Source organism: Pantoea sp. ANP04 (genome assembly GCF_041982285.1).
In the GTDB taxonomy this organism is placed as follows: Bacteria; Pseudomonadota; Gammaproteobacteria; order Enterobacterales; family Enterobacteriaceae; genus Pantoea; species Pantoea eucalypti.
On record NZ_JAUTYS010000003.1, the window covers coordinates 395,863 to 408,265 of the forward strand.

General features: G+C 54.7%; 8 protein-coding genes. 3 read left to right on the forward strand and 5 right to left on the reverse strand.

From position 1 onward, the window contains the following. Positions 1-527 precede the first annotated feature (527 nt). Both Q7C21_RS06670 and Q7C21_RS06675 read left to right on the forward strand, forming a co-directional pair. The gene (locus tag Q7C21_RS06670) at positions 528-6,059 is read left to right on the forward strand and encodes a glutamate synthase-related protein (protein ID WP_375150533.1); all 5,532 of its coding nucleotides are present in this window, start codon (positions 528-530) and stop codon (positions 6,057-6,059) included. Positions 6,060-6,244: 185 nt separating this feature from the next. Beyond that, entirely contained in the window at positions 6,245-8,002 is a 1,758-nt protein-coding gene (locus Q7C21_RS06675) for a sulfite reductase subunit alpha (protein WP_008925402.1), read from the forward strand. A 113-nt stretch (positions 8,003-8,115) separates the two neighbouring features. Here Q7C21_RS06675 and sspB read toward each other — a convergent pair whose 3' ends face one another. From sspB to zapE, 5 genes are all read right to left on the reverse strand, one after another. Then, positions 8,116-8,601 carry a ClpXP protease specificity-enhancing factor gene (gene sspB, locus Q7C21_RS06680; RefSeq protein WP_003851133.1) on the reverse strand — a complete coding sequence of 162 codons (486 nt, stop codon included), beginning with the start codon at positions 8,599-8,601 and terminating at the stop codon, positions 8,116-8,118. Between the two features lie 3 nt (positions 8,602-8,604). Beyond that, complete coding sequence (gene sspA, locus Q7C21_RS06685) at positions 8,605-9,246, reverse strand: stringent starvation protein SspA (RefSeq protein WP_003851135.1); 642 nt, start codon at positions 9,244-9,246, stop codon at positions 8,605-8,607. A 331-nt stretch (positions 9,247-9,577) separates the two neighbouring features. Continuing rightward, on the reverse strand, positions 9,578-9,970 hold the full coding sequence (gene rpsI / locus Q7C21_RS06690) for a 30S ribosomal protein S9 (protein ID WP_008925401.1): 393 nt from the start codon (positions 9,968-9,970) through the stop codon (positions 9,578-9,580). Between the two features lie 15 nt (positions 9,971-9,985). Beyond that, positions 9,986-10,414 (reverse strand): 50S ribosomal protein L13, encoded by a 429-nt coding sequence (rplM, locus tag Q7C21_RS06695; RefSeq protein ID WP_008925400.1) that lies wholly within the window; start codon positions 10,412-10,414, stop codon positions 9,986-9,988. 227 nt (positions 10,415-10,641) lie between these two features. Continuing rightward, on the reverse strand, positions 10,642-11,769 hold the full coding sequence (gene zapE, locus Q7C21_RS06700; RefSeq protein ID WP_033743099.1) for a cell division protein ZapE: 1,128 nt from the start codon (positions 11,767-11,769) through the stop codon (positions 10,642-10,644). Positions 11,770-11,947: 178 nt separating this feature from the next. Here zapE and zapG point away from each other — a divergent pair, with 178 nt between their 5' ends. Beyond that, on the forward strand, positions 11,948-12,349 hold the full coding sequence (zapG, locus tag Q7C21_RS06705) for a Z-ring associated protein ZapG (RefSeq protein ID WP_003848291.1): 402 nt from the start codon (positions 11,948-11,950) through the stop codon (positions 12,347-12,349). Positions 12,350-12,403 lie beyond the last annotated feature (54 nt).

Consider the following 12,403-nt stretch of genomic DNA (forward strand, 5'->3'; position numbering starts at 1 on the left):
TAAGAAAAACAGATACATGCTATGCATCAACGGTGTTGAACAGCATTTAATGCTGTCTAACACCCCGTCACCAGCATGGTGCAGAGATCTGATGCCTGCACTACAGTGAGTCAGTTCACATTTATCGGCCGATCGACGGGTGCCAAAGTGATACATTTTAAACCATAAAAATCATTTAATTCATAAAGTTATATACATTAAACACCTGATTAGCCCGTCTGACCACGCCATTTGACCTGATTACGCTTTCCCGATAAGTTGGAAATCCGCTGAAAGCTTTCCAGACGGGCCATTGTCTCGGCATATCTATGCAACAAGAAGACTCCCGCGTGGTTTAAGTCATCTCCTTTAAGAGACCGGAAATCAGAGAGCAGCTCAATTAAGGACGTTTTACCGATGTCTGGAGAGAAATGCTCAGGGCTATGACGCGCGCTCGACAGAGCATGGCGATGAAAATGATAGCGCCCCAGTGCGCCCAGACCCTGAATCAGTGCAGGTAATGTCAAAGCAGTTTAAGGAGACCCTCAATGTCCACTAAAAAACCTCAATCCTATGGCTTGTATGATCCGACAGCAGGCAGTGACAGCTGTGGTGTAGGTTTCATTACGCGTAAGGACGGCGAGCAGACCCACGAGATTCTGCAGATGGCACACAGCGCTCTGTGTACCGTGCCTCACCGCGGCGGTATGTCCGCGGAAGGCGTCGGCGATGGTGCGGGGGTCAACGTTGATCTGTCGCTGCACTTCTTCCGCAAAATTACCGGCCAGCCGCTGGAAGCGGGTCGCTTTGGTGTCGGCAACTTCTTCGTGCCAAAAGATGCCGGGCTGCGCGCGAATGCCGAACGTCTGGTGGATGAGGCACTCAGCAGCTTTGGCCTGCCGGTGATCATGAAACGCGACATGCCGCTCGACAGTAGCGTGACGCGCCCGGCCGCCGTGCAGTTTCAGCTACCGATTTTGCAGTGGATTTTCACTGCGCCAGAGGACGTGGTCGACCAGAACGACTTCGAAAAACGTATCTACCGCGCCCTGCTGACCATTGAAGCCCGTGCGTTTACCGAAAGCGAATTTGGCGGTCTTTATCCGCTGTCGCTGTCATCACGCACCCAGGTGTTTAAAGCCCGTCTGAATTCCAATGAAGTGATCCCTTACTTCAAAGATCTGACCGATCCGGACCATCAGGTACGCGGGCTGTTCTTCCATACCCGCTTCTCCACTAACACCGATCCGCATACCACCATGGCACAACCGTTCCGCCTGATGGCGCATAACGGTGAACTGAACACTGACCGCAAAAACCGCATCGCCGAGTCGGCGCTGGCGCTGGCGCGTGGCAAGAAAATCGTCCGGCCAAAAGGCCAGTCTGACAGTTCGCGTCTGGATCAGAGCATCCACAGCCGTCTGATGGAAGATAACCTCGATCTGATCACGGCCGTTGTCTCGATGATGCCGCCCGCCTGGGAAAACGACAGTTCACTGCCGACAGAAGTGCGCGACATGCTGGAGTATTTCTCGCTGTATGAAGAGAAGAACGACGGCCCTGCAGCATTAATCTTTGGCAATGGCGAAGTCATTGGTGCTCGTCTGGACCGTCTTGGCCTGCGTCCACTGCGTTCAGTCGAAACGGCTGAGTATATCGGTGCAATGTCAGAAGCCGGGCAGATCGCGTTTCCACCTGAAAGCGTGTTGCGTCGTGGCCGAATCGAAGCGGGCGGCATGCTCTATTTCGATCATCGTGAAAAACGCAGCTACACCACGCTGCAGGCGCTGGAAAAACTGGCTGCAGAGAAAGATTATTCTGCGTTGCTTCGCGAAGCGCGCGTCGGTCTTGACGATCTGCCTGAGATCCCGGCAGAACAGCAGGGTTCACCGTTGCGTTATCGTGGCGACCTGAAAACCTATCAGCGCTTTGTTGCCTACTACTACAACCAGGAAAGCTTCAAGTTCATGATGGACCCGATGCTGAACACTGGCGCAGAGAAGATCTCTGCGATGGGTTACGGCAACGCCATCAATGGCTTATCCGATCATGAAGGCGGCATGGCGCACTACTTCTCTCAGCGCTTTGCTCAGGTGACCAACCCACCGCTGGACTCTATCCGCGAAGTGGACGGTATGACGCTGCGCGTCGCGCTGGGCGCAAAACCGCATCTGGGCCGCAGCAAAGGCCGTCAGATTGTGGTGCCGAGCCCCATCCTCAGCCACCTTGATATGCTGCGTTTACGTGAGCAGAAAATCGCGCCTTATGCCCGCTTTGAAATGCTCTATGAGCCCGTGATCGGTAAAGATTTGCTGAGCACCACGGCTAACGCGAATGCGCTGGAAAAAGCGATTGATGACCTGGCGCAACAGGTAGTGGATTTTGCCCGCTCTCAGGGTGGCATTGCCGTACTGACCGATCGCCACATCTCGTCGAAACACGCTGCAATCCCGATGTTGCTGGTGGTATCCGCCATTAACCAGCGTCTGGTGCAGGAAGGCCTGCGTCTGGATGTTTCTCTGGTGGTGGAGAGCGGCCAGAGCATCTCTTCGCACCACATTGCCGCCACACTTGGTTTCGGCGCTTCCGCTATCTACCCACTGGGCGTACAGATGCGCGCAGAGGAGAAATTTGGTGAAGGTGAAGAAGGCAACAAAGCCTTTAAACGCTATGCCAAAGCGGCTGAAAAAGCGCTGATGAAAACCATGGGCAAAGTGGGCCTCTGTACCGTTGAGAGCTACAGCAGCGGCGAGTTCTTTGAGCCAAACTTCCTCAACACCGATGATCCGGTGTTGAAAAAGTATTTCCCGAATATCAGAACACCGGTGGGCGGCGCAGGCTTCGCAGCAATCGCGGCGATGGCAGTAGACTGGCACCAGAGCGCACTGAAGATTCAGGGTGAATCTGAAGTGCCATTGCTGGGCCTGTTTAAAGAGCGTGCAGAAGGCGCGGGGCACTCTTACGGCACCATCGCCGTACGTACTTTCATCGACATGACTGAAGAGCCGATTCGCTTTGCCGACAAAGCGCGCGAAGAGGACAACTTTATCCGCCTGATGACGCTGGCAAAACTGGATAACGCGTTTGGCATCAAGCCCGAAACGTTCAAAGACAGCAGCTTCGAGCGCATCCCGGATGACGTCATCAACAATTTTGCCATTACTGCCGATTATCGTCAGTTCTCAAGCCTGATGTACGAAGAGCGTAAACGTCGTCCGGCGGCCCTGCGCGACATCCTGACCTTCCCGGCTGATTTGACACACATCGACAGCGAAGCGGAGTTCCGTCGCAAACTGGGACGCTACTCACTGACCAACAACGGCTTTGCGATTCGCGGCATGGTGTGTGAAGCGGTGGATGGCAGCCTGAATCACTTCATGCTGCGTCTGACCGATGCCATTGAAGGGCTGAAGCCTGAGAGTGAGCGCCTGCAGAACCTGTCACGCGCCCTGAAGTTCCGCTTCGGCGATGATATTGAGAGCAGCGAAGTGGTTGAAGGCGGTCTGAAAGTGACCGCATACGGTAAAGCGGCAGATTATCTGTCACGTATCTTCACCACCCTGCCCTCACTGCCGCTGAGCGACGTACAGCCAGCCTGTGAAATTACCCGTACCTTTGCCTCCGGGGCGATGAGCCACGGTGCGCTGGTCGCGCCTGCTCATGAAGCGGTTGCACACGGCACGAATATGGTCGGCGGCATGAGTAACTGCGGTGAAGGCGGTGAGCACTACTCCCGCCATGGCACTATTCGTGCCTCCCGTATCAAACAGCTGGCTTCCGGTCGTTTCGGCGTCTGGGCTGCCTATCTGGCAGATCCAATGCTGGAAGAGCTGGAGATCAAAATTGGTCAGGGTGCGAAGCCTGGCGAAGGCGGACAGTTACCGGCAGCCAAAGTCACGGTAGAGATTGCGGCTGCGCGTGGCGGCACGCCTGGCGTTGAGCTGGTTTCTCCACCGCCACACCATGACACCTACTCCATCGAAGATCTGGCGCAGTTAATCCACGACTGTAAAGCCGCGCGGGTGCGCGTTATCGTCAAACTGGTCTCGTCTGAAGGCATCGGCACCATCGCGGTTGGCGTAGCCAAAGCCGGTGCAGATGTGATTAACGTGGCGGGTAACACCGGCGGTACAGGCGCAGCGTCTGTCACCAGTCTGAAATACACCGGACGCGTAGCCGAAATCGGCATCGCTGAAGTCCACCAGGCGCTGTGCGCCAATGGTCTGCGCGATAAAGTCCTGCTGCGCTGCTCTGGCGCGCAACAGACCGGCAGCGATGTCGTGAAATCTGCCCTGCTGGGCGGCGACAGTTTCGAGTTCGGCACTACCGCGCTGATGATGCTGAAATGCGTGATGGCGAAGAACTGTAATGTGAAGTGCCCGGCTGGCTTAACCACCAATGCCGAAGCCTTTGATGGCGATCCACGTCAGCTGGCGCAGTACTTCCTCAACGTGGCGCATGAAGTGCGTGAGATCCTGGCACGTATGGGTCTGCGTTCTTTGCGTGAAGCGCGCGGTCGCTCTGACCTGCTTCACCTGATGGATCACCCGCTGGAAGTGGGCAAACTCGACTTACGCGCCATGCTCACCGTGGTGCCTGAACTGAAAATCGACAAGCCGGTTTATCTGGAAAAAGATTTTGAACTGGATGATGGCTGGATTGAGCAGCTGAAACTGTCGCTGGTGGAGCAGGGAAATCCTGACGTCGCACTGGGCGATGGCATCGTGCTGAATAACCGCAACAAAAGTGTCGGTGGTCAGCTGGCTATCGATATCGAACGCATGCTGAACCATCAGTTGAGCGCGGAGCAGTTAAACCTGATGCCTGCTGTCATGACTGACGATCGCGGTCGCCGCTATCTGGCGCCTGAGAGCGTAAAAATTTCCACAACCGGCTCTGCCGGCCAGTCATTTGGCGCATTCTGCAACGATGGCATGCAGCTGGCCCACTATGGCACCTGTAATGACGGTGTCGGCAAAGGACAGTGTGGCGGCGAACTGATTGTGATGTCGCCGGGTGGCGGCGCGCAGGATGCCGATGGCAACGTGCTGATTGGTAACTTTGCGCTGTTCGGTGCAACTGGCGGACGTCTGTTCGTTCAGGGGCAGGCCGGTGACCGCTTCGCGGTGCGTAACTCAGGTGCAACGGCCGTCGTTGAAGGCGTGGGTGACTTCTGCTGTGAATATATGACCAACGGCGCCATTCTAAACCTGGGCACCTTTGGTAAAGGATTTGGCAACGGCATGAGTGGCGGCTTTGCCTACCAGTACGATCCCTATGGATCGCTGGCAAGCCACGCTGCCGGGGACTCTGTGCGGTTTGGCTCCATTGCCGATCAGGATGAGATGGCGCAGGTGCACAAGCAGGCGGTACTGACCATGCTCAACTGGCATCTTGAGGCAACGAAATCGCCACGTGCTGCCTGGCTGCTGGAAAACTGGGAAACAGAGTGTCATCACTTTGTTTATGTGATGCCACGTTCGCTGCTGCTCTATCAGGATGGCGGTGAGATCCTGAAAGCCAAGAGCCGTAAAGATCTGCTCGAAGAGCTATCAACGGCGCTGGCAGGCCATCAGGTTGCCAAGTTTAAAGCCGCGTGGCGTCAGGGTAAAACCATCGCCAACGGTGCCGTACCAGCCTATGGCGCGACCGATACGCAGGAGATGTTTGTCCTGCTGAACAACTACACCGTGCTGAGCTTTGCGCAGCAACTGGCACTGGCAAAATTGCCGAAAGGCACGTCAGTTGAAGATCCGGCGGTAGAAAAAGCGGTGCGTAATCTGCTGATGACGGAAGACTTTTCGCTGGTCAGTAAGCTGCAGCGTCATGCCCGTTCCGCCATCGAGAGTTACAGCGATGACGAACTGGCGAGTCTGATTGGGACCAAACGCATGTCAGATTACAAAGCGGCGCTGACGCAACGTAATATCCGCTCCATGGACAGCCTGGCAACCTACGGCTGGATCATGTATCAGGATGCCTGTAACCGGGAAGTGCTGGGTCATCTGCCTGACTTTGAAGAGCTGTTTGCACGTGCGGCATTGCCGGAAATCGCCGCTGCGGTGGGTAAACTCTCCTGACAGTGATACTGATCAGGCTGAACTGAATATTATTAATTGATTATTGCCCGGATTAATCGTTGTACCGGACAGATGCCGAACCGCTCTCCCCTGCTGCAAAATCTGCGGCACGGGAAAGCGGAACGGCTGTCACACCGGACAACACCACTGATATCGGGCGAGAACGGGATTGAGTAAACGTACCCATGAAAATTCCTTATATTCCAGAAGATGCACCTTTTAATGGCGATCAGAAGTACTGGCTGGCTGGCTTTCTTGCGGGGCTTCACTCCCGTTTGCTGGTGTTAGAAGACAAACAGCAACCTGCCGCAGGTACGGGTGCAGCCGCGACCACGCAACTGCACATTCTGTATGGCTCGCAGACCGGCAATGCCGAAGCGCTGGCGCAGACCGCAGCAAAATCTGCCCGCGCGAAAGGGCTGGTTCCGGTGGTTCAGGCGCTGGGCGATGTCGATCTTGATGTGTTCGCCACCATGCGCCATGTGCTGATTGTTACCTCGACCTATGGCGAAGGGGAAATGCCGGACAACGCACAGCTATTCTGGGATGCGATTTCTGCCAGTACCGCACCGCGTCTGGAGCAGATGCATTTTGCCGTGCTGGCGATTGGCGATACCGGTTACGACGGCTTCTGTCAGGCGGGCAAGTTCATTGATATGCGCCTTGAGCAGCTGGGCGCGAAACGCGTGGTTGATCGTATCGATTGTGATATTGATTATGAAGAGCCTTCCAGCGAATGGCTGAACAGCTCAATGCCACAGTTTGCTGCCAGCGCGGGCAGCAGCGGCACCGTGCTGGAGAGTGCACCTGAAGCGCCTGTGATTCCTGGCAGCAATAAATCGAATCCGTATGCCGCCGCACTGATCACCAACAAGCGTTTGTCAGGCGAGCAGTCAGCAAAAGATATCCGTCATTTCGAATTCGACCTGTCGGACAGCGGTCTGAAGTATGAAGCGGGCGATGCGCTGGGCGTGATTCCGGTCAATGAACCGTCGCTGGTCAGCCTGCTCCTGACTCAGCTTAATGCTGATTACCAGACACCGGTGCCCGGCTTCGACCGCAGCCTCGGCGACCTGCTGACCTACCAGTTTGAGATTTCAGAGCCGTCGCGCAAGTTGATCGAATGGGTCGGACAGAACACCACCAACCAGGAACTGCGTCATGTGTTACAGCATGATGATAAAGATGCGCTGGGCGTGTGGCTGTGGGGCAAAGATACGCTCGACCTGCTGCAACTTGAACTGACGCGCTCGCTGGCGGTACCTGAATTCGTCGCTCTGCTGCGTCCGTTGCAGCATCGTGCTTACTCCATTTCGTCCAGTTCTAAAGCCCATCCTAACCAGGTGCATCTGACTGTTGCCTCAGTGCGTTATCACAGCGGCGGCCGTAATCGCGGTGGCGTCTGCTCCACCTATCTGGCCGAGCGTGTGCGTCGTGGCGAGAAACCCGCCATCTTTATTTCACCCAATAAATCGTTCCGCGTGCCGGCTAACAACAGCGCACCGCTGATCATGGTGGGACCCGGTACCGGCATCGCCCCATTCCGGGCCTTCCTGCAGGAGCGTCAGGCAACCGGCGCGCAGGGAAAAAACTGGCTGTTCTTCGGCGATCAGCATCAGGAACATGACTTTATCTATCAGGATGAATTACTTGCCTGGCGGGATAATGGCTTGCTGACCCGCCTGGATCTGGCGTTCTCACGCGATCAGGAGAAGAAGATCTACGTGCAGAGCCGGATGCTTGAGCAGGGTGCAGAACTCTATGCCTGGCTGCAGGAAGGGGCTTACTTCTACGTCTGCGGCGATGCATCGCGCATGGCGAAGGATGTGGATAACGCGCTGTATGAAGTGGTTCGCCAGTTTGGTGGGCTCTCCACCGAGCGCGCTGCAGACTACGTGGATCAGCTGAAGAAAGAGAAACGCTACCTGCGCGACGTCTACTGATAGCAAAGGTGTGCTGAAAGAAATCCGGCTTGCGCAGGCAGCCGGATTTTTTTTATCTCTTTTTTATGAATAACAGGCAAAAAAATACCCGTCGGATGGACGGGTATTCACGGCTATTTCACTACACGGAGTGAAGGGCGTCCGCCACGAGGCGGTGGATCGTCGTCAGGCGGTGTCTCGTCATCGCGGGCATCGTCAGGACGATCGCCATCAATCACGGACATCATGGTCTCTTCCTGACCCTCTGACGTCTCCTGCGTACCCAGCTCGTAAGCAGGTTCAGGCTCAAACATCGTCCCGGCACCGTTTTCACGCGCGTAGATTGCCAGAATCGCCGCCATCGGCACATTAACCTGGCGAGGAACACCACCAAAGCGCGCATTGAACGACACCTGATCATTCGCCAAATCAAGGTTACCCACCGCGCGTGGCGCGATGTTCAGGACAATCTGACCATCACGCGCATACTCCAGCGGCACCTGCACACCGGGCAGATTAATATCGACCACGAGGTGCGGCGTCAGCTGATTGTCGAGCAACCAGTCATAGAAGGCGCGAAGCAGGTAGGGACGACGTGCAGTAAGTTGCGACATTTCCATACGTTAAGCCCGGGCTTGCAGGCGCATTTCACGTTCAGCTTCAGTTAATGAAGCAAGGAAAGAGTCACGCTCAAATACGCGGTTCATGTAGCCTTTCAGCTCTTTTGAACCTGAGCCAATCAAATCGATGCCCATTGACGGCAAACGCCATAACAGCGGTGCCAGGTAGCAATCGACCAGACTGAACTCTTCGCTCATGAAGTAAGGAGTACGACCAAACAGGGGTGCGATAGCCAGCAGCTCTTCACGCAGTTGCTTGCGTGCTGCTTCAGCTTCCTGACCCGTGCTGTTCTCGACTTTCCGCATCAGGCTATACCAGTCCTGCTCGATGCGATGCATCATCAGGCGGCTATCACCACGGGCAACCGGATAAACCGGCATCAGTGGCGGATGCGGGAAGCGCTCATCTAAGTATTCCATGATGATGCGTGATTCATACAGCGTCAGCTCACGATCTACCAGCGTCGGTACCGTGCGATACGGATTGAGGTCAATCAGATCCTGCGGCAGGTTATCCATTTCGACCTGCTCGATCTCTACGCTGACACCCTTCTCCGCCAGGACGATACGTACCTGATGGCTGAAAATGTCAGTAGGACCAGAAAACAGCGTCATTACCGAACGTTTGTTGGCAGCGACAGCCATGAAAACCTCCAAGTTTGTTCACAAAAAGATACTGCAAATAGCCAACCACACGGCGACTCACTTGCTTATCGAACTCGCACGCAACCTGGTTAGCCGCGCCGTAGATACTGACGCCCCGACAGTGGGAAGGCGCATAACGCACCGGCCTGCGGGCGCAAAGTGACACAGAGTTTACCAGATTTTAGGCTACTTGTGGGCGTGGAATGAATGTTTGCAGGTAAATTGAGCGCGACGTTACGGTTTTCGCCGGAAGTCGAGGGGACGGCAACAAATAAAAAACCCGCCGAAGCGGGTTTTTTGAGCCAATTGTCGCAGCCGGAGCTGCAAACAATTAACGCTTGGAGAACTGAGGACGACGACGTGCTTTACGCAGGCCGACTTTCTTACGTTCAACCTGACGCGCATCACGAGTAACGAAGCCTGCTTTACGCAGTTCGCCACGCAGTGATTCGTCGTATTCCATCAGAGCGCGGGTGATACCGTGACGGATCGCACCAGCCTGACCAGAAATACCGCCACCTTTAACAGTGACATACAGATCGAATTTACCAACCAGGTCCAGCAGTTCAAGCGGCTGACGAACTACCATGCGGGCAGTTTCGCGACCGAAGTACTGTTCCAGAGAACGTTGGTTAATTACGATGTTACCGCTACCCGGCTTAATGAATACGCGAGCGGTAGAGCTTTTGCGGCGACCAGTGCCGTAGTTTTGAGTTTCAGCCATTGCCTTTAATCCCGATTAAATGTCAAGAACTTGCGGTTGCTGTGCCGCATGGGTGTGCTCGTTGCCTGCGTAAACTTTCAGTTTACGATACATAGCACGACCCAGCGGGCCCTTCGGCAGCATGCCTTTAACCGCGATCTCAATCACACGCTCAGGACGGCGAGCAATCATCTCTTCAAAGGTCGCCTGTTTGATACCACCGATGTGACCAGTGTGGTGATAGTAGATCTTGTCAGTACGCTTGTTGCCGGTTACAGCAACTTTTTCTGCGTTCAGAACGATGATGTAATCACCAGTATCAACGTGCGGAGTGTATTCCGCTTTATGCTTACCACGCAGACGGCGCGCCAGTTCAGTCGCCAGGCGACCCAAAGTTTTGCCCGTTGCGTCAACTACAAACCAGTCACGTTGGACGGTTTCTGGTTTAGCTGTAAAAGTTTTCATCGAAAAGCTTACCCAAATTAAGTTACACGTTGGTGAAATCCCAAACGCTTAAGTAAACGAATGAGGCTCACACGACCATTTTGACCAGCAAGCCACCCCTTCGGATAGAGTTACTGGAACACAGAGGATTTGGGAAAAAAATCCTTTGCTGTAACGTGGGGTCGCAAGATTATAGAGAAGTCGGTTACAAAAATCGAACCCTATTTCGGTATTTATCCTGTTTATTCTCACGGCAGGTGCGGCAAACGCAGATACTCTTCGCTTTGCATCTCCTGAAGCCGGGATAAACAGCGCTGATATTCGAATTTCAGCCGCGTGCCCTGATAAATCTCGGTCAGTGACGTCTCCGCCGCGACTACCAGCTTCACATGACGTTCATAGAACTCATCGACCAGCGCCAGGAAACGGCGCGCCTGATCTTCGGTTTTATAGATCATTACCGGCACGTCATACAGCAGCACGCTGTGAAAACGGCGCGACAGCGCAATATAGTCATGCTGACTGCGCCCTTCACCGCACAGGGTCTTGAAGTTAATCGCCAGCACGCCTTCGCTGACACCCAGTGTCGGCATCTGGCGGTGATTAATCTCCAGCACCGGCGCCGCTTCTGGCTGGCTGCCCGACAGCGCTTTAAACATCCGCGTCATTTCAGCGTGCGTTTCCGGGTTCAGCGGATAGTTCCACAAGTGTGCGGAGGTCAGCGTGCGCAACCGATAGTCGATACCGGCATCCACGTTCATCACATCACAGTGGCGTTTTATCTGCTCAATGGCTGGCAGGAAGCGTGCACGCTGCAGACCATTGCGATAGAGATCGTCGGGCGGAATGTTCGAGGTGGCCACCAGTGCGATACCGCGTTCAAACAGCGCTTCCATCAGCGTGCCCAGTAGCATCGCATCTGTGATATCAGAGACAAAAAACTCATCAAAACAGAGGATGTCCGTTTCGGCTTTAAATTTGTCCGCGATAATCAGCAAGGGATCGCTCTGACCCTGGAGCTGCGTCAGCTCTTCATGCACCCGCAACATAAAGCGGTGAAAGTGCAGGCGCAGTTTTCGGTCGCCAGGAATAGACTGAAAAAAGAGATCCATGACCCAGGTCTTACCGCGCCCGACACCGCCCCACATATAGAGTCCACGTACCGGTTGCGGCGTCTCGTTTTTCTCTTTGCCGATCAATTTTGACAGGCGACCCAGCAGGCCAGATGCGGCTGGCGCGGCAGATTGTTGCCGGGCAACCAGCGCCTGCTGCAGCGCGTCTAAACGGGTAATTGCTTCGCGTTGTACGTCATCGGGCCTGAATTCGCCCTGCGACAGCGCCTGCTCATAGCGTGCAAGCGGAGTTGAGGTTTGCATTGTTGTTTCAAAGTCCCTGAATGGTGTCTGATTCATACCACGGTTGCTGAAAAAAAGGCCGTTCTACACTAAGCCATGCTGCTCCAGAGTTCCACATCCATTAGATTAACGGGTATAGTGACTATTATTGAAATGGTGCAATGCCCTACGGAACAATGGAAATAACACGGGAGTCATTATGACCTGGGAATACGGGCTAATTGGTTTAGTGGTAGGTATTATTGTCGGCGCAGTCGCCATGCGTTTTGGCAACAAAAAGCTGCGTGAGCAGCGCAGCATGCAGTATGAGCTGGAAAAATCGAAAGCGGAGCTGGCTGATTATCGCGAAGAACTGACCAACCACTTCGCGCAGAGCGCGGAGCTGCTGGACAACATGGCGCGTGATTATCGTCAGCTCTATCAGCACATGGCAAAAGGCTCCAATGACCTGCTGCCAAATCTGCCTGGGCAGAAAAATCCGTTTGCGTATCAGCTGACTGAAGCTGAAGCGGATAACGATCAGGTCCCGGTGCAGATGCCGCGCGACTACTCTGAAGGCGCATCGGGTTTACTGCGTGGCGAGCGCCCTGCGCGCGACTAATCTTTTTGGGGCGCAGCCTGTCTGCGCCCACTGAATTTGCGAACCCTGACCGCA

Coding starts and splice junctions, on each gene's coding strand:
- Q7C21_RS06670 (WP_375150533.1), top strand. CDS start 528: ATGTCCACTAAAAAACCTCAATCCTATGGCTTGTATGATCCGACAGCA.
- Q7C21_RS06675 (WP_008925402.1), top strand. CDS start 6,245: ATGAAAATTCCTTATATTCCAGAAGATGCACCTTTTAATGGCGATCAG.
- sspB (WP_003851133.1), bottom strand. CDS start 8,601: ATGGAAATGTCGCAACTTACTGCACGTCGTCCCTACCTGCTTCGCGCC.
- sspA (WP_003851135.1), bottom strand. CDS start 9,246: ATGGCTGTCGCTGCCAACAAACGTTCGGTAATGACGCTGTTTTCTGGT.
- rpsI (WP_008925401.1), bottom strand. CDS start 9,970: ATGGCTGAAACTCAAAACTACGGCACTGGTCGCCGCAAAAGCTCTACC.
- rplM (WP_008925400.1), bottom strand. CDS start 10,414: ATGAAAACTTTTACAGCTAAACCAGAAACCGTCCAACGTGACTGGTTT.
- zapE (WP_033743099.1), bottom strand. CDS start 11,769: ATGCAAACCTCAACTCCGCTTGCACGCTATGAGCAGGCGCTGTCGCAG.
- zapG (WP_003848291.1), top strand. CDS start 11,948: ATGACCTGGGAATACGGGCTAATTGGTTTAGTGGTAGGTATTATTGTC.